This is a genomic window from Variovorax saccharolyticus (genome assembly GCF_030316765.1).
Taxonomy (GTDB): domain Bacteria; phylum Pseudomonadota; class Gammaproteobacteria; order Burkholderiales; family Burkholderiaceae_C; genus Variovorax; species Variovorax saccharolyticus.
Genome location: NZ_JASZYT010000020.1, coordinates 1 through 16,378, shown reverse-complemented (window position 1 = coordinate 16,378; position 16,378 = coordinate 1). Strand labels below are relative to the sequence as shown.

At 68.5% G+C, this 16,378-nt stretch carries 15 protein-coding genes; 8 read left to right on the top strand and 7 right to left on the bottom strand.

The features are described from left to right. Positions 1-49 precede the first annotated feature (49 nt). The 7 genes from QTI45_RS34440 to QTI45_RS34410 all read left to right on the top strand — a co-directional run bounded on the left by QTI45_RS34440 (position 50) and on the right by QTI45_RS34410 (position 5,869). Positions 50-229 (top strand): hypothetical protein, encoded by a 180-nt coding sequence (locus tag QTI45_RS34440; protein ID WP_286372610.1) that lies wholly within the window; start codon positions 50-52, stop codon positions 227-229. Between the two features lie 110 nt (positions 230-339). Next, positions 340-507 carry a hypothetical protein gene (locus QTI45_RS34435; protein WP_286372611.1) on the top strand — a complete coding sequence of 56 codons (168 nt, stop codon included), beginning with the start codon at positions 340-342 and terminating at the stop codon, positions 505-507. A gap of 23 nt (positions 508-530) precedes the next feature. Further along, a complete protein-coding gene (locus tag QTI45_RS34430) occupies positions 531-956 on the top strand; it encodes a DoxX family protein (protein WP_286657542.1) in 426 nt (141 codons plus the stop codon). Positions 957-1,220: 264 nt separating this feature from the next. Then, complete coding sequence (gene mutS, locus QTI45_RS34425) at positions 1,221-3,812, top strand: DNA mismatch repair protein MutS (RefSeq protein WP_444813342.1); 2,592 nt, start codon at positions 1,221-1,223, stop codon at positions 3,810-3,812. A 26-nt stretch (positions 3,813-3,838) separates the two neighbouring features. Further along, the gene (locus QTI45_RS34420) at positions 3,839-4,678 is read left to right on the top strand and encodes a proteasome-type protease (RefSeq protein WP_286372614.1); all 840 of its coding nucleotides are present in this window, start codon (positions 3,839-3,841) and stop codon (positions 4,676-4,678) included. Positions 4,679-4,686: 8 nt separating this feature from the next. Beyond that, positions 4,687-5,517 carry an alpha/beta hydrolase gene (locus QTI45_RS34415; RefSeq protein WP_286657540.1) on the top strand — a complete coding sequence of 277 codons (831 nt, stop codon included), beginning with the start codon at positions 4,687-4,689 and terminating at the stop codon, positions 5,515-5,517. A gap of 31 nt (positions 5,518-5,548) precedes the next feature. Beyond that, positions 5,549-5,869: a DMT family transporter gene (locus QTI45_RS34410; protein WP_286657539.1), complete on the top strand. Its 321-nt coding sequence runs from the start codon at positions 5,549-5,551 to the stop codon at positions 5,867-5,869. 22 nt (positions 5,870-5,891) lie between these two features. Here QTI45_RS34410 and QTI45_RS34405 read toward each other — a convergent pair whose 3' ends face one another. The 5 genes from QTI45_RS34405 to QTI45_RS34385 form a co-directional block, all read right to left on the bottom strand. Further along, a complete protein-coding gene (locus QTI45_RS34405) occupies positions 5,892-6,716 on the bottom strand; it encodes an undecaprenyl-diphosphate phosphatase (protein WP_286657538.1) in 825 nt (274 codons plus the stop codon). A 58-nt stretch (positions 6,717-6,774) separates the two neighbouring features. Then, on the bottom strand, positions 6,775-7,452 hold the full coding sequence (locus tag QTI45_RS34400; protein WP_286657537.1) for a GNAT family N-acetyltransferase: 678 nt from the start codon (positions 7,450-7,452) through the stop codon (positions 6,775-6,777). A gap of 64 nt (positions 7,453-7,516) precedes the next feature. After that, positions 7,517-8,158 carry an aspartate/glutamate racemase family protein gene (locus QTI45_RS34395; protein ID WP_286657536.1) on the bottom strand — a complete coding sequence of 214 codons (642 nt, stop codon included), beginning with the start codon at positions 8,156-8,158 and terminating at the stop codon, positions 7,517-7,519. A 9-nt stretch (positions 8,159-8,167) separates the two neighbouring features. Then, a complete protein-coding gene (locus tag QTI45_RS34390; protein ID WP_286372620.1) occupies positions 8,168-9,073 on the bottom strand; it encodes a transporter substrate-binding domain-containing protein in 906 nt (301 codons plus the stop codon). Between the two features lie 57 nt (positions 9,074-9,130). Further along, positions 9,131-10,477 carry an aspartate aminotransferase family protein gene (locus QTI45_RS34385; protein WP_286657535.1) on the bottom strand — a complete coding sequence of 449 codons (1,347 nt, stop codon included), beginning with the start codon at positions 10,475-10,477 and terminating at the stop codon, positions 9,131-9,133. Positions 10,478-10,603: 126 nt separating this feature from the next. Here QTI45_RS34385 and QTI45_RS34380 point away from each other — a divergent pair, with 126 nt between their 5' ends. Further along, a complete protein-coding gene (locus tag QTI45_RS34380) occupies positions 10,604-11,470 on the top strand; it encodes a MurR/RpiR family transcriptional regulator (protein WP_286657534.1) in 867 nt (288 codons plus the stop codon). A gap of 1 nt (position 11,471) precedes the next feature. Here QTI45_RS34380 and QTI45_RS34375 read toward each other — a convergent pair whose 3' ends face one another. Together QTI45_RS34375 and QTI45_RS34370 are read right to left on the bottom strand one after the other, a co-directional pair. Beyond that, positions 11,472-12,929: an efflux transporter outer membrane subunit gene (locus tag QTI45_RS34375; RefSeq protein ID WP_286372623.1), complete on the bottom strand. Its 1,458-nt coding sequence runs from the start codon at positions 12,927-12,929 to the stop codon at positions 11,472-11,474. Next, positions 12,926-16,216 carry an efflux RND transporter permease subunit gene (locus QTI45_RS34370; protein WP_286657533.1) on the bottom strand — a complete coding sequence of 1,097 codons (3,291 nt, stop codon included), beginning with the start codon at positions 16,214-16,216 and terminating at the stop codon, positions 12,926-12,928. The genes QTI45_RS34375 and QTI45_RS34370 overlap by 4 nt, the downstream gene beginning before the upstream one ends. Positions 16,217-16,378: the final 162 nt, after the last annotated feature.

The following is a 16,378-nucleotide window of genomic DNA, read 5'->3' as shown; positions in this document are numbered from 1 at the left end:
TCTCAGTTGACGTGCGCTGCGCGCCTCGACAGCGGCTAGGATGCCGGAGATGGAAGCCAGCCCCCTCGCCCGCGAGCTCATCGTCATCGCGCTGACCATTTCCGGGCCGGTCGGCGCGGGCTTGCTATGGATACGCAGCCGGCGAGCATCCGCGGTGCTCTGCTTCCTTCTCTTCGCCGCGGTGGCAAGCTGCCTGGTTGCGCGCTGGAACATCACGGTCGGGCTGTAGCGCCTTCCGCGCATCGGAAATATCTGAGTTCTCGACCGATAACTCGTGCATTGGCGCGAGCGCGCCCGCGAGCGCCACGAACCGCCGGACTGACCCTAGGATGGCGCTCCATGCTCGTCACCATCTTCATCGTCATCCTCGCCTCGCTTGCCATCGTGGTGTGGGTTGGCGCGTTGCTGTTCCCGCTGGCAATGATGTCGGGCGTCTTGGCGCACTGCAGCGCGAAGGAACGCAGCGCCAAGGCCGAGGAGGTCGAGGCCCTGTTCGCCAAGGACTGACAACCTTCACTTTCTCGATCCCCATGGAACACTCGATCGCCTACCGCAGCAATTCCGACGATCTCGGCAAACTGCTTCTTCGCCTTGTCACGGGCGGGCTGATGCTCTTTCACGGAATCAACAAGATCGTCAATGGGACATCGGGGATCGAGAACATGGTGTCCGCAATCGGACTTCCCTCGGTGCTCGGCAAACTGGTGATCGTCGGTGAACTGATCGCGCCGATTCTGCTGATGCTTGGAATCTTCACGAGGCCGGCCGCCCGCGTGATCGCGCTCAACATGGCGTGCGCGTTCGTGCTGGTTCACACCTCGCATCTGTTCCAGCTTTCTCCGACCGGCGGGTGGCGCCTCGAACTGCAGATGTTCTATTTCGCCACGGCCGTCATCATTGCAATTCTTGGCCCGGGGCGCTTTGGCATCAGGACCGGGCAAAGGCCTCTGGCCTGATCAACTGGCGCGCCCTCTGCAGGCGGAAAGGCAAGGGCCAGCGAGCCCGGACGGACACCAGCGCCCGGGCCACGTCCACCATAATGTGCCGACCCGGCTGCAAGCGCTTCTCAGCGCGCGAAGTGCAGCCATGTCCTCCCAGGTGCCCGCAAGTTGAACCAGACCGTCATCCCTCGCGCTACTCCCGATGAAATCAACGGGATAGCGCAAAAGTCTCCCTCGAATCAAGCGGCTGCGAAGCCAGACCTTTCGGGTCACACGCCGATGATGGCCCAGTACCTCGGCCTCAAGGCGCACCATCCGGACACCCTGCTCTTCTACCGGATGGGCGACTTCTACGAACTTTTCTACGGCGACGCCGAAAAGGCCGCGCGCCTGCTCGACATCACGCTGACCCAGCGCGGCCAGTCGGCGGGCCAGCCGGTCGTGATGTGCGGCGTGCCCTTCCATTCGGTCGACACCTACCTCGGACGGCTGATCAAGCTCGGCGAATCGGTCGCGATCTGCGAGCAGGTCGGCGAGGTCGGTGCCAGCAAGGGCCCGGTCGAGCGCAAGGTGGTTCGCGTGGTCACGCCCGGGACGCTGACCGACGCCGAGTTGCTCAACGACAAGAGCGAATCGCTGCTGCTCGCCGTGCATGCGGGCTCGCGCAACTTCTGCGGGCTCGCCTGGCTCAGCGTCACCGGCGCCGAACTGCGGCTGGCCGAGTGCCCCACCGATGCCCTCGAAGCCTGGATCGCCCGCATCGCGCCGAGCGAGTTGCTCTACAGCGCCGAGGTCACGCCGGCCTTCGAGCAGCGCCTCAAGGCCGCGCGCGCCGCCACGCCCTTCACGCTGTCGCTGCGGCCGGCCTGGCAGTTCGACGGCGGCCTCGGCGAGCGCAAGCTGTGCGAGCAACTGGGCAGCGCCAACCTGGCCGCCTGGAACGCCGAATCGCTGGGCAACGCGCATGCCGCCGCGGCCGCCCTGCTCGGCTACGCCGAGCACACCCAGGGCCGGGCGCTGGCCCACGTGCAGCGGCTGGCCGTGGAGCGCGATGGCGAACTGATCGAGCTGCCGCCGACGACCCGCCGCAACCTCGAGCTGGTCCAGACCCTGCGCGGCGAAGAGTCGCCGACCTTGTTCTCGCTGCTCGACACCTGCATGACCGGCATGGGCAGCCGGCTGCTCAAGCGCTGGCTGCTGGCGCCGCGGCGCGACCGCAGTGCCGCCCAGGACCGGCTCGAAGCCATCGCCGCGCTGCAGGCCACGCCGCCCGGCGCGACGGCCGCGCCCTGGCGCACGCTGCGCGAACAGCTCAAGAACACCAGCGACGTCGAACGCATCGCGGCCCGCATCTCGCTGCGGCAGGTTCGTCCGCGCGAGCTGGTCGCGCTGCGCATGGCGCTGGCCAAGGCCGAGCAGCTGGCGCCCGCCCTGCCGGGCTCGGCCGCGCTGCTGGCGCAGATGGCCGGCCAGCTGGCACCCCCGGCCGGCTGCGTCGAGCTGCTGGTGGCGGCGATCACGCCCGAGCCCTCGACGCTGATCCGCGACGGCGGCGTGATCGCCAATGGCCACGACGCCGAGCTCGACGAGCTGCGCGCCATCAGCGAGAACTGCGACGACTTCCTGCTCAAGCTCGAGGCCAGCGAGCGCGAGCGCACCGGCATCAGCAACCTGCGGGTGCAGTTCAATCGCGTCCACGGCTTCTACATCGAGGTCACGCAGAGCGCGCTGGCCAAGGTGCCCGACAACTACCGCCGCCGCCAGACGCTCAAGAACGCCGAGCGCTTCATCACGCCCGAGCTCAAGGCCTTCGAGGACAAGGCCCTGTCGGCCCAAGACCGCGCGCTGGCCCGCGAGAAGTGGCTCTACGAGCAATTGCTCGACGCCTTGCAGCCCTCGGTCGCGGCGCTGGCCCGGCTGGCCGGCGCGATCGCCACGCTGGACACCCTCTGCGCGCTGGCCGAGCGCTCGCACACGCTGCACTGGCGGGCGCCGAGCTTCGCCTCGCATCCGTGCATCGAGATCGAACAGGGGCGGCACCCCGTGGTCGAGGCCCGGCTGGCCGAGAAATCATCGGGCGCGTTCATTGCGAACGACACCCGCATGGGTCCGCAGCAGCGCATGCAGGTCATCACCGGTCCCAACATGGGCGGCAAGTCGACCTACATGCGACAGGTCGCGATCATCGTGCTGCTGGCTTCCATCGGCTCGCACGTGCCGGCCGCCGCCTGCAGGCTCGGTCCGATCGATGCCATCCACACCCGCATCGGCGCCGCCGACGACCTGGCCAACGCGCAGTCGACCTTCATGCTCGAGATGACCGAGGCGGCGCAGATCCTACATGGCGCCACGGCCCATTCGCTGGTGCTGATGGACGAGATCGGCCGCGGCACCAGCACCTTCGACGGCCTGGCGCTGGCCGCCGGCATCGCCGCCCAGTTGCACGACCGCACGCGCGCCTTCACGCTCTTCGCGACCCACTACTTCGAACTCACCGAGTTCCCGGCCACGCACCACGGCGCGGTCAACATGCACGTGAGCGCCACCGAGGCCGGCCGCGACATCGTCTTCCTGCACGAGATGCAGCCCGGCCCGGCCAGCAAGAGCTACGGCATCCAGGTCGCGCGGCTGGCCGGCATGCCCGCCGCGGTGGTCAACCACGCGCGCCAGGCACTCGAGGCACTCGAGGCCCAGCAGACCCGGACCCGGGCCCAGGTCGACCTGTTCGCGCCCCCTCCGGCCGCCGAGGCGCCGCTGGCGAGCGCCGTAGAATCCGCGCTGAACGCGCTCGACCCCGATGCGTTGAGCCCCCGCGAGGCGCTCGAAGCGCTCTATACATTGAAGAAACTGCAGGCGCGCGAGCAGGGCTGATGGTCCGATTCGTGCGAGAAGAACTCATGACCTACTGCGTCGGCATCAAACTCAACGCCGGATTGGTGTTCCTGTCCGATTCGCGCACCAATGCGGGCGTGGATCACATCAGCACCTTCCGCAAGATGATCGTCTACGAGCAGCCGGGCGACCGCGTCATGGTGCTGCTGTCGGCCGGCAATCTCAGCATCTCGCAGTCGGTGCGCGAAATCCTCCAGATCGAGGAGCTGCGCGAGACCAAGGAAAACGGCGAAGAAAGCCCGCCGATCACGATCTGGAACGCCAAGAGCATGTTCGACGCTGCCCGCGTGCTCGGCTCGGCGGTGCGCCACGTCTACGACCGCGACGCCGAGGCGCTGAAGCATGCCGGGCTGGACTTCAACGTCTCCTTCGTCTTCGGCGGCCAGGTCAAGGGCGAGGGCATGCGCCTGTTCCTGGTCTATGCGGCCGGGAACTTCATCGAGGCGACCACCGAGACGCCCTACTTCCAGGTCGGCGAGTCGAAGTACGGCAAGCCGGTGCTCGACCGCGTGCTGACGCCCGAGACGCCGCTCGACGAAGCCGCCAAGTGTGCGCTGGTGTCGATGGATTCGACCATGAAGTCGAACCTCTCGGTCGGCCTGCCGCTCGACCTCGTGGTGTACGAGGCCAACACCCTGCGCACCGACAAGGTGGTCTGCATCGATGCCGACAACCCCTACTACCGGATGATGCACAACAGCTGGGGCCAGAAGCTGCGCGAAGTGTTCGACAGCATCGAGGACCCGGTCTGGGACGACGCCTTCACCGAGCACCCGCTGAAGATGCCCGCCACGCGGCACAGCCCGCTGCGCAAGATCTCGACGCCCGAAGAAAAGCTGATCTAGGCGCGGCGATGGGTTTGCCGCCAGTGATCTTCTCTCACGGGAACAGCTTTCCCGCGAGCACCTACCGCGTGATGCTGGACAGCCTGCGCAACCGCGGCTTCGAGATCGACGCGATCGAGAAATTCGGCCACGACCCGAAGTACCCGGTGACCGACAACTGGCCGCACCTGGTGCAGCAGCTGGCGGATTTCGCCAAGCAGCGCAGCGAGCGCGCGGGCAGCCCGGTGCTGCTGGTCGGCCATTCGCTCGGCGGCTTCCTGAGCCTGATGTGCGCCGCGCTGCATCCCGGGCTCGCCAAGGGCGTGGTGCTGCTCGATTCGCCGATCATCGGCGGCTGGCGCGCCGGCACCATCAACCTCATGAAGCGCACGCCGCTCATGAAGAGCGTCACGCCCGGGATGATCAGCCGCAAGCGCAGGAACAGCTGGGAGCACCGCGAGGCGGTGTTCGAGCACTTTCGCAGCAAGAAGGCCTTTGCCAGGTGGGACGAGCGCGTCCTGCGCGACTACATCGAGCACGGCACCTTCGACCTCGACGATGCGAGCGACGCCCGACCCAATTCGCGGGCGCTGAGTTTCGACCGCGATGTCGAGACAGCGATCTACGAGACCATCCCGCACAACCTCGGCGCCCTGCTGCGCGCCCATCCGCTCAAGTGCCCTGCGGCCTTCGTCGGCGGCCGCCAGTCGGTGGAGATGAAGCGCGTGGGCATGACGATGACGCAGCAGGTCACCAAGGGCCGCATCATGATGCTGGACGGCACGCATCTGTTTCCGATGGAAAAGCCGATCGCCACCGCGGCGGCGGTCGAGGCGGCGCTGCGCAATCTGCTCGCCTGAGGGCCCGGCTTTTTCTTGGAGTGAACCACACATGGCCTGGATCTGTCTTGTCATCGCCGGCATGCTCGAAGTGGCCTGGGCCTATTCGATGAAGCTCTCCGAGGGCTTCAGCCGCCCGTGGCCGACGGTCCTCACGCTGGTCCTCATGATCGCAAGCTTCGGCCTGCTGTCGATCTCGATGCGCTCGCTGCCGCTCGGGACCGCCTACACGATCTGGACCGGCATCGGGGCCGTGGGCGCCTTCGTGGTCGGCATCGCCGTGCTCGGCGAGCAGGCCAGCCTCATGCGGATCGCCGCGGGCGGCCTGATCGTCTGCGGCATCGTGCTGATGAAGCTCTCGTCACCGCACTGAGCCCTGCCAGGGCCTGTTCACGCTACTCTGCCCAGGTCACCACGCCGCTCCAGGCGGTCGCCAGCACCACGATGCCGAAGGCGATGCGGTACCAGGCGAAGGGCACGAAGTCGTGCGTGCTGATGTAGCGCAGCAGCCAGCGCACGCACAGCCAGGCGCTCAGGAACGAGAACAGCAGCCCCACCGCGAACAGCGGGATGTCGGCCGCCGACAGCAGCGCGCGCTCCTTGTAGAGGCTGTAGGCGCCGGCTCCGATCAGGGTCGGGATGGCGAGGAAGAAAGAGAAATCGGTCGCCGCCTTGCGCGACAGCCCGAGCAGCATGCCGCCGATGATGGTCGAGCCGCTGCGGCTGGTGCCGGGGATCATCGCGAAGCACTGCACCAGGCCGACCTTGAGCGCGTCCCAGGGCGTCATGTCGTCCACGTGCTCGATGCGCACCGAGCCGGGCGGCCGCTTCTCGGCCCACAGGATGATGAAGCCGCCGATGATGAAGGTGCTGGCCACCACGGTCGGCGTGAACAGATGCGCCTTGATCGCCTTGCCGAACAGCAGCCCCAGCACCACCGCCGGCAGGAAGCCGATCAGGACGTTGAGCGCGAAGCGCCGCGCCTTCGGCTGGCGCGGCAGCGCGACGATGGTCGAATGGATCTTCTGCCAGTAGACCAGGATCACCGCGAAGATCGCACCGGTCTGGATCGCGATGTCGAAGACCTTGGCCTTGTCGTCGTCGAAGCCGAGCAGCGAGCCCGCAAGTATCAGGTGGCCGGTCGACGAGATGGGCAGGAACTCGGTCAGTCCCTCGACGATCCCCATGATGGCGGCCTTGGCCAGCAAAACGATATCCACGCGCACTCCTTGAAAGAGCGTCGATTATCGCGATCGGGCAAGTCAGCTTGCGTTCAGCTCAGCAGGGCGAGATCACGCGCACGACGACTTCGCGATGGTCGCGGAATCCCATGCGGGCGTAGAGCGCATGGGCACCCTCGTTGTCGCGCATGACATGCAGGAAAGGCGTCTCGCCGCGCTGCAGCTGGCGGCGGATCAGTTTCGCGGCCAGCCGGCGCGCGAGGCCGCGGCCCTGGAAGTCGGGATGCGTGCAGACGCCGCTGATCTCGCGCAGCGTTCCGGCGCACATGCGCTCGCCCGCCATGGCGATCAGGCGATCGCCCTCGAAGCAGCCGAAGTAGTCGCCGAGTTCGGGCGTCCTCGGGCCGAAGGGGCCCGGACGGGTCAGTGCGGCGAGTTCGACCGCCTGCGCCGCGTGTTCCGGACGCAGCGGCACGGCGTCCAGCTGCGGGTCGTCGTCCGGCAACGCGCCCTGCCAGACCATCCTGAACATGGTCGAGTCGAGATCGATCTGCCAGCCGGCGGGTGCGCTGCCGGACCAGTCCATGCAATAGAAGTGGTCGCCCGGCTCGCAGAACGGCGCCAGGTCGGCCAGGTCAGGCTGCTGCGGATTGGCGAAGCCGACGATCGGCGAAAAGCCGGGGGAATAGCGCCGGGCGCGATCGGTGCCCGTGGCGAAGCCGGCGTGGGCACCGGAAAGCGTGTTCCAGGCGATGTTGTCGAGGAGCGGATTCATCGTGATGCGATCCTACTGCCCCGCATCCGCAATGCGGCACGCCCGGATCGCAGGCACGCCGAAATCAGACCAATCGCCGCCGCAATGCGCGCACCGCGCTGTCGACCGTGGTCAGCACGGGCAGGCCGGACGCCGCCTCGCAGGCCGCCCGAGCCCGCGCCAGGCTGAACTGGGCCAGCGCGATGCGGGTGCATCCGCGCTCGCTCAAGGCCCGCGCATGGGCGGCAACCTGCAGATCGTGGCGATCGGCGTCGCCGGCGATCAGGGCTTCGAGCGCACCCTCGGCCAGCGCCAGTTCGAGCGCCACGTCCGGCGGAAACTCGGTCGGCATCGATTCGAGCGTCGGCCGGAAACTCGCGATCAGCCCCAGCTTGCCGGTGCCGGCGGAGGCTTCCTCGATCATCGCCTCGTTCGGCTTCAGCACCGGCATCCCCGCGTGCCGCCGCGCCACCGCCTCGATGCACGGCCCGAAGGCCGAGCAGGTGAACAGAATGCCTTGTGCGCCGCTGTCCACGGCATATTGCGCGAGGCGCTGGAAACGCTCGTGCATGGCTTCGTCTAGGCCGCGCCCGTTGCGGGCGAGATCGGCAGAGAGGCTGTCGTCGAGCAGGTTCATGCGGATGGCCTCGGGCCAGTCGCGCGCCATCGCCTCGTTGATCGGGGCGACCGAATGCGCCAGTGCGTGGATGAGTGCGATGCGGGTCATGGCCGGGGCTCAGATCCCCTTCGACGAAGGATTGGCGAACGCGTCCCGGGTCTCGGCATTGAGCGGATAGTTGATGTTGATGTTCTTCGGCGGGATCGGCGCCATAAACCAGCGGTTGTAGAGCTTTTCCATCTCGCCCGATTTCATCATGCCGCCGACCACGCGGTCCACCAGCGCCTTGAACTCGGGATCGTCCTTGCGCAGCATCAGCGACTGGTTCTCGGTGCGCAGGCTCTCGCCGGCGATCAGGAAGTCCTTCGGGTTGCGCGCATTGGCGATCTGGCCCGCCAGCAGGATGTCGTCCAGCACGAAGGCCTGCGCCCGGCCGTTCTCGACCAGCAGGAAGGATTCGGTGTGGTCCTTGGCCGCGACGTTGACGACCTCGAGGTTCTTGCCCTTGTCGGCCTCGCGCAGCAGCCGGAACGAGGTGGTACCGGTGGTGGTGACCACGGTCTTGCCCTGCAGGTCGGCGATGCTCCGGATTCCCGAATCGGCCTTGACCAGCATGCGCACGTTGTAGCGGAAGATGTCGGGCGAGAACGCCACCTGCTTCTGCCGCTCGACCAGGTTGGTGGTGGAGCCGCACTCGATGTCGACCGTGCCGTTGGCCACCAGCGGGATGCGGTTGGCCGAGGTCACGGCCTGGTAGCGGACCTCGATGGCAGGCATCCGGAGTTCGGCCTTGAGCGCCTCGACGATGCGGTTGCAGATGTCGATGCTGTAGCCGACCGGCTTCAGGTTGCCATCGAGGTAGGAGAAGCCGAAGGACGATTCTCGGTAGCCGAAGGTGATCGCGCCGCTGGACTTGACCTTGGCGAGCGTGCCGCCCTCCTGGGCCTGGGCGGCGGTGAGCGGGAGCAGCGCGCAGGCCATCAGGGCGGCGCAGGCAAGCGTGGACAGACGAGCGAAGACCATGGAGCAACTCCTCGGAACGGATGGAAGGACGGGAAGGGGAAAAAGGTCGGGAGCGCTTCAGTGCGCCCGGGTCGCATCGACCGCGCGCGTGACGAAGTCGACCGCACCGGCCAGCCGGCTCGCGATCTCCTGCAGGTCGTCGCGCGTCGCGATGAAGGGTGGCGCCAGCAGCACGTGGTCGCCCTGCCGGCCGTCGACCGTGCCGCCGAAGGGATAGCACAGCAGGCCGCGCGCCATCGCCTCCTTCTTGATCCGGGCATGCAGTTGCAGCCCCGGCGCGAAGGGCGTCTTGCCGGCCCGGTCGGCCACCAGTTCCACGCCCCAGAAGAAGCCACGGCCGCGGATGTCGCCCACGTGGGGATGGTCGCCGAGTGCGCTGCGCAGCATGGCACCGAAGACTTCACCGTCTTCGCGCACCTTGGCCAGCAGGCCGTCGCGGCGGATCACCTGTTGCACCGCGAGTGCGGCGGCACAGGCCACGGGATGGCCGAGGTAGGTGTGGCCGTGCTGGAAGAAGCCGCTCCCCTTGGACATCGCCTCGACGATCCGGCGCTGCGCGAGCACCGCGCCGATCGGCTGGTAGCCGCCGCCGAGCCCCTTGGCGACCGTGACCAGGTCGGGCACCACGCCCTCCTGCTCGCAGGCGTACAGCGTGCCGCAGCGGCCCATGCCGCACATCACCTCGTCGAGGATCAAGAGCACGCCATGGCGGTCGCAGACCTCGCGCACCGCCTTGAAGTAGCCCGGCACCGGCGTCAGCACACCGGCGGTGGCGCCGCCGACGGTCTCGGCCACGAAGGCGATCACGCGGTCCGCACCCTGCGCGAGGATCGCCGCCTCGAGTTCGGCGGCGAGCCTCCAGCCGTACTGCTGGGCGCTCTCGCCCTCGCGCTGCTCGCGGTAGGGATAGCAGGGCGCGACATGCGTCGCCGGCACCAGGATCGGCGCGAAGGGCTCGCGCCGCCAGGCATTGCCGCCGACCGCCAGCGCACCGAGCGTGTTGCCGTGGTAGCTCTGGCGGCGGGCGATGAAGTGCGTGCGCTGCGGCTGCCCGATCTCGACGAAGTACTGGCGCGCCATCTTCAGCGCCGACTCCACGGCCTCGGAGCCGCCGCTCACCAGGTAGACGTGGCTCATGCCCTCGGGCGCGGTGCGAATCAGTTCGTCGGCAAGCTCCTCGGCCACCTCTGTGGTGAAGAACGAGGTGTGCGCGTAGGCGATGCGGTCGATCTGCGCATGCATCGCCGCGATCACGTCCGGATGGCCGTGCCCCAGCGAGGAGACGGCAGCGCCGCCCGAGGCATCAAGGTAGTCGCGCCCGGAAGCGTCGCGGATCGTCATGCCGCTGGCGGAAACGGCGGCCGGCGGCGTGTGGCGGAGATGGCGATGGAAGACGTGCGTCATGTCGTTGAGCGATGGAACCAATGTACCGAGTCAATTATTGTTTGGAACATTTGTTCCGTCAAGCCTTTCTGGAACACATCTGTTCCATCCGGTACATTCGTTCCAAACCCGAGACAGAGGAATTTCATGGGCGTCAAGGACGATCTCCGCCAGCGCTTCGCCAGCCTGAGCCCCGCACTGCAGCAGGTGGCCCGCTATGTGCTGGACCACCCGAACGACGTGGTCACGCATTCGATGCGCACGGTCGGCACGCGCGCGGGCGGCACCCCCGCCACCCTGGTCCGCTTCGCGCAGCACCTGGGCTATGCAGGCTGGCCGCAGTTCAAGGAAGCGGTGGCCTCGGACATGGGGCTCGGGCCCGAGGCCTACGGCGAGCGCGCCCGCACGCTGGTGGGCCGGGCCGCCGACCATGGGCTGGTCGAGGAGATGTTCGAGGTGCAGCGCCACAACCTCGAGGCCACGCAGCGCCAGAGCGCGGACTCGCTGCACAAGGCCTGCGCGCTGCTCGAGAAGGCGAACACCGTGCACGCGGCGGGCTTCAGGGCCTCGTTCCCGATCGCTTTCGCCTTCGTCTACGTCTACCGCATGTTCCGCAGCAGCGTGCAGCTGATCGACGGCCAGGGCGGCTCGCTCGAGATGCAGCAGCGGGCGATGGGCAAGGGGGACGCTTTGGTCGTGGCCAGCTTCGCGCCCTACTCGCGCGAAGCGCTGCAGGTGGCGCAAGCGGCCAAGGCGGCCGGCTGCAAGCTGCTCGCGCTGACCGACAGCGCGGCCTCGCCGCTGTCGCTACTGGCGGACGAAACGCTGCTGTTCGCGATCCGGAGCCCATCGTTCTTTCCCTCGGTCGCCGCCGGCATGGCACTGGCCGAAGCCCTGCTCGAGCTGCTCGCCAGCCGTGCCGGCAAGCCGGTGGTCAAGCGCATCGACCAGGCCGAGACCCAGCTCTTCGAGTCCGGCGCCTACCTCCAGGCGCCGCGGCTGCGCGGAGGCTGACTCAGGACCTGGCCGGCGCCGTCGCCGCGACCGGCTTGGGCGACGGCTCCATCCACTCGGCATGCCAGCCGCCGCCGAGCGTCTGGATCAGCGTCACCGCCGCGAGCTGGCGATTGACCTGCACCTGCAGCAGGGTGCGCCGCGAATTGAGCGCCGACACCTGTGCCACCACCACGCTGGTGTAGTCGATGGTGCCGGCACGGTAGCGGTTCAGGAACTGCTGCTCGGTGCGGTCGGCCGCGGCCGAACTCTCGCGGCGCAGCACCTCCTGCTGTGCCAGGCTGGTGCCGGCGGTGAGCTGGTCCTCGACGCTCTGGAAGGCGGCCAGCACGGTCTGTCGATAGCGCGCCACCGAGGCCTCGTGACCCGCCTTCGCGGCATCGACGCTGGCGCCGATCGCCCCGGCGTCGAACACCACCTGCGCCACCGAGAGGCCCAGCGACCACAGCGTGTTCGAGGCATTGAACAGGTCGCCCACGCGCGAGGCGCTGGTGCTGATGCCGCCGCTCAGGCTGAAGTTGGGGTAGTAGGCCGAGCGGGCGATGCCGATCTGCGCATTGGCGGCCGCCACCTGGCGCTCGGCCGCGGCGATGTCGGGCCGGCGCTCCAGCAAGGTCGAGGGCAGCTCGGCCGGCACGCCGGGCACCGTCATCTTCCACTCGCCCGCAGGCAGGCTGAAATCGGCCGGCGCCACGCCGACCAGCACCGCGATCGCATGCTCGAGCGCATCGCGACTGCGCTTCAGCTGCGCCCGCTCGGCCCGCGTGTTGGCGTACAGCGTCTCGGCCTGCAGCACGTCGCTCTGGGCCGCGATGCTGGCGGCATAGCGGTTGCGCGTGATCTGCAGGCTGCGCTCGTAGCCCTCCAGCGTGTCGTCGAGGATGCGCAGTTCGGCATCGGCTTCGCGCAGCGAGAAATAGTTGCTGGCGAGCTCGCCGACCGACGACAGGCGCGCTGCCGCCAGATCGGCTTCGCTGGCCTGGGCGCTGGCCTGGGCGCTGTCGACCGCCTTGCGCAGGCGGCCCCAGACGTCCGGCTGCCAGTCGACGCCCAGCGCGGCGGCCGAGGCGGTGGCGGCCGAGATGTCGCGGCCCCCGGTGCGGCGCGCGCTGCCGTCGAGCGTGACCTGGGGGAACAGCGCCGCGCGCTGGCCGCGCACCAGTGCCTGGGCCTGCGCGTAGTTGGCGACCGCGGCGGCGATGTTCTGGTTCGAGATCTGCACGCGCGCCGCGAGTTCGTCGAGCGTGGCGTCGCCGAAGAGCTTCCACCATTCGCCGCGATCGAAGGCATCGGCCGGCGCCGCCGGCTGCCAGCCGGCTTCGGCGGGAGCCGACTTCCAGGCCGCCGGCGCGGCCACCGGCGGTCGCTCGTAGGTCGGCCCGACGGCACAGCCGGCCAGCAGTGCCGCCAGGGCCAGGGCGACGGGAAGTCGGTGATAGGGACGTTGGGCTGCAGTCATGGGTTCGATGCGATCTCGGGGGCGCCGGTCAGCGGGGAAGTGGCGCCGCGGCTCAGGGACTTTTCGTTGGCGGGCCGGCGGCGCAGCTTGTCGAGCAGCACGTAGACGACCGGCGTGGTCAGCAGGGTCAGCAACTGGCTGGCGATCAGCCCGCCGATGATGGCGACGCCCAGCGGCTGGCGCAGCTCCGAGCCGAGGCCGAAGCCGATGGCCAGCGGCAATGCGCCGAGGGCGGCGGCCAGCGTGGTCATGAGAATCGGGCGGAAGCGAAGCAGGCAAGCCTCGCGCACCGCCTCGACCGCCGTGAGTCCGCGCGAGCGCTCGGCCTCGAGCGCGAAGTCGATGATCAGGATCGCGTTCTTCTTGACGATGCCGATCAAGAGGAAGACGCCGATCAGCGCGATGATCGAGAACTCCATGCGGAACAGCAGTAGCGCCAGCACCGCGCCGACGCCGGCCGAAGGCAGCGTGGTCAGCACCGTGATCGGATGCACCAGGCTCTCGTACAGCACGCCCAGCACGATGTAGATCACGATCAGCGCCGCGAGGATCAGGAACCACTGCTGGCCCTGCGACTGCTGGGCCGCCAGGGCCGTGCCCTGGAAGCTCCCGCGCACGTTGATCGGCATCGCGATGTCGGCTTCGGCCTGGGCCACGATGCGCTTGGCGTCCGACAGGCTCACGCCGTCGGCCAGGCTGAACGACACGGTGCTCGCGAGCTCGGTGTCCTGGTGGTCGATCGATGTCGGCACCGCCCGCTCGCTGAGCTTGGCGAAGGCCGACAGCGGCACCATCAGCGTGGTGTCGGTGGCGAGTTGCTGTCCGGTGGAGGCGGTTCGCGACGCCGGGTTGGCCGACACCGTGGTCGAGGTGCCGGTGTTGGCATCGGTCGTGTTCTTGAGCGAACTGGTGATCGACTGGCCGCTGGCATCGGTGGTGGTCTGCAAGGTCGAGGGCACGTACATGTCCTTCAGCGCGATCGGCGCGCGCTGGAAGCGCGGCGCCCACTCCATCACCACCGAGTACTGGTTGAGCTCGTCGTAGATGGTCGCCACCGAGCGCTGGCCGTAGGCGTTGTAGAGCGCGCTGTCGACCGCGGCCGAGGTCACGCCGAGCCGGGCCGCGGCGTCGCGGTCGACTTCGACGTAGGTCTCGACCCCGTTGTCGGCATCGTCGCTGTCGACGTCGGTCAGCGCGGTCTCGTCGCGCAGCCGGTTGGCGAGCTTGGTCGACCAGGCGCGCAAATCGGCCAGGTTGTCGCTCTTGAGCGTGTACTGGTAGCTCGAGTTGCTCGAACGCCCGCCCATGCGCAGGTCCTGCACCGGACTCAGGAACACGCGCAGGCCGGTCAGCTGGTTGAGCTGCGGCCGCAAGCGGTCGATCACCGCCTGCGTCTTCTCGCCGCGCTGCGACGGCGGCTTCAGATTGACGAACATGAAGCCGCCGCCCGACCGGCCGCCGCCCGAGAAGCCGACCACGGTGTCGACCGCCGGGTCCTTGCGGATGATGTCCACCGCCTGGCGCAGCTTGTCGGCGATCGCGCCCGACGAGATGCTCTGGTCGGCGCGCAGGCCGGCGTTGAGCTGGCCGTTGTCCTGCTGCGGGAAGTAGCCCTTCGGGATGGCGTTGAAGAGATAGATGTTGAGTCCGATCACCGCCAGCAGCACCGCGACGACCACACCCTTGCTGGCCAGCGCCCAATCGAGGCTGTGGGCATAGGTGCGCAGCGTGCCGTTCCAGGCCCGCTCGCCGACCCGGGCGAACCAGGCGCGCAGGCGTCCGGGCGGCTTGCCCCCGGCCTCCTCGGCCTCGCTGCGCAGCAGCATCGCGCACAGCATCGGGGTGGTGGTGAGCGAGATCACGAGCGAGATCAGCACCGCGGACGACAGCGTGACCGCGAACTCGCGGAACAGCCGGCCGACCTGGCCGCCCATGAACAGCAGCGGGATGAACACCGCCACCAGCGACAGGCTGATCGACAGCACCGTGAAGCCGACTTCGCGCGCGCCGCGCAGCGCCGCCTCGATGCGGTTCATGCCGGCCTCGACGTGGCGGGTGGTGTTCTCGAGCACCACGATCGCATCGTCGACCACGAAACCGGTCGCGACCGTGAGCGCCATCAGGCTCAGGTTGTTGAGGCTGTAGCCCAGCAGGTACATGACGCCGAAGGTGCCGAGCAGCGACACCACGGTCGCCACCGCGGGCACGATGGTGGCGCGCGCCTTGCGCAGGAACAGGCCGACCACCAGCACCACCAGCGCCACCGAGATCATCAGCGTGGCCTCGATCTCGCGCAGCGAGGCGCGGATGGTGTTGGTGCGGTCGGAGGCGACCTGCACGTCGATGTCCTGCGGCAGCTGCGCACGCAGTTCGGGCAGCAGCTCGCGCACGCCGTCGACGGTCTCGATGATGTTGGCGCCGGGCGATTGCGTGACCAGCACGATCACCGCGGGCTCGCCGTTGAAGAGGCCCAGCGTGCGCGTGTTCTCGACGCTGTCGATCACGCGCGCGACGTCGCCCAGGCGCACCGCGGCGTTGTTGCGCCAGGCGATCACCATGTCGCGGTACTCGGAGGCGTGGCGGCCCGGCGCCGGCGTGTAGATCTGCAGCCGGCGGTCCGCGCTCTCGATCGCGCCCTTGGGGCGGTTGGCGTTGTTGGCCTGGATGGCGGCGCGCACGTCCTCGGTGCTGATGCCGAAGCGGTTGAGCGCAAAGGGCTCGAGCTCGACCCGCACCGCGGGCAGCGAGCCGCCGCCGATCTCGACCTCGCCGACCCCTTCGACCTGCGACAGGCGCTGGCTCACGATGTTGGAGACCGCCTCGTAGATCTGGCCGGGGGTGCGGGTCTTCGAGGTCAGCGCGAGGATGATGACGGGCGCCGCGGTCGGATTGCGCTTGCGATAGGTCGGGTTGCTGCGCAGGGTGGCAGGCAGGTCGGCGCGGGCAGCGTTGATCGCCGCCTGCACCTCGCGCGCGGCGCTGTCGATATTGCGGCTGAGGTCGAACTGCAGCGTGACGCGGGCCGAGCCGTTGGAGCTGGTCGATGTGAGCTCGTTGACGCCGGGGATGATGCCGAGCCTTCGCTCCAGCGGCGTCGCGACGCTCGAGGCCATCGTGCTCGGGCTGGCCCCCGCCAGGCTGGCCTGCACCGAGATCGTCGGGTAGTCGACCTGCGGCAGCGGCGACACCGGCAGCACGAAAAAGGCGACGATGCCGGCCAGTGCGATGCCGATGGTCAGGAGCATCGTGGCGATGGGGCGCTCTACGAAGGGCTTGGAGAGGTTCATTGGGCCTCTCCCGATGCGGATTCGGGACGGCGGCGGCGGGCGGTATGCCCTGGGCCGGCCGACGTCACCGGCCGCTTCGCGGCTGCCCTGCGCTGCTCGCGGTACGCGGGGTCCGCGCAAACTCGCTCCGCTTCGCTCCACTCAAACACGCGCGGCCCTTTT

What these genes read in the sequence shown, in the direction of transcription:
- QTI45_RS34420 (WP_286372614.1), top strand. Translation starts at nt 3,839, where the DNA reads ATGACCTACTGCGTCGGCATCAAACTCAACGCCGGATTGGTGTTCCTG.
- QTI45_RS34375 (WP_286372623.1), bottom strand. Translation starts at nt 12,929, where the DNA reads ATGACTGCAGCCCAACGTCCCTATCACCGACTTCCCGTCGCCCTGGCC.
- QTI45_RS34380 (WP_286657534.1), top strand. Translation starts at nt 10,604, where the DNA reads ATGGGCGTCAAGGACGATCTCCGCCAGCGCTTCGCCAGCCTGAGCCCC.
- QTI45_RS34415 (WP_286657540.1), top strand. Translation starts at nt 4,687, where the DNA reads ATGGGTTTGCCGCCAGTGATCTTCTCTCACGGGAACAGCTTTCCCGCG.
- mutS (WP_444813342.1), top strand. Translation starts at nt 1,221, where the DNA reads ATGATGGCCCAGTACCTCGGCCTCAAGGCGCACCATCCGGACACCCTG.
- QTI45_RS34390 (WP_286372620.1), bottom strand. Translation starts at nt 9,073, where the DNA reads ATGGTCTTCGCTCGTCTGTCCACGCTTGCCTGCGCCGCCCTGATGGCC.
- QTI45_RS34410 (WP_286657539.1), top strand. Translation starts at nt 5,549, where the DNA reads ATGGCCTGGATCTGTCTTGTCATCGCCGGCATGCTCGAAGTGGCCTGG.
- QTI45_RS34440 (WP_286372610.1), top strand. Translation starts at nt 50, where the DNA reads ATGGAAGCCAGCCCCCTCGCCCGCGAGCTCATCGTCATCGCGCTGACC.
- QTI45_RS34400 (WP_286657537.1), bottom strand. Translation starts at nt 7,452, where the DNA reads ATGAATCCGCTCCTCGACAACATCGCCTGGAACACGCTTTCCGGTGCC.
- QTI45_RS34395 (WP_286657536.1), bottom strand. Translation starts at nt 8,158, where the DNA reads ATGACCCGCATCGCACTCATCCACGCACTGGCGCATTCGGTCGCCCCG.
- QTI45_RS34370 (WP_286657533.1), bottom strand. Translation starts at nt 16,216, where the DNA reads ATGAACCTCTCCAAGCCCTTCGTAGAGCGCCCCATCGCCACGATGCTC.
- QTI45_RS34430 (WP_286657542.1), top strand. Translation starts at nt 531, where the DNA reads ATGGAACACTCGATCGCCTACCGCAGCAATTCCGACGATCTCGGCAAA.
- QTI45_RS34435 (WP_286372611.1), top strand. Translation starts at nt 340, where the DNA reads ATGCTCGTCACCATCTTCATCGTCATCCTCGCCTCGCTTGCCATCGTG.
- QTI45_RS34385 (WP_286657535.1), bottom strand. Translation starts at nt 10,477, where the DNA reads ATGACGCACGTCTTCCATCGCCATCTCCGCCACACGCCGCCGGCCGCC.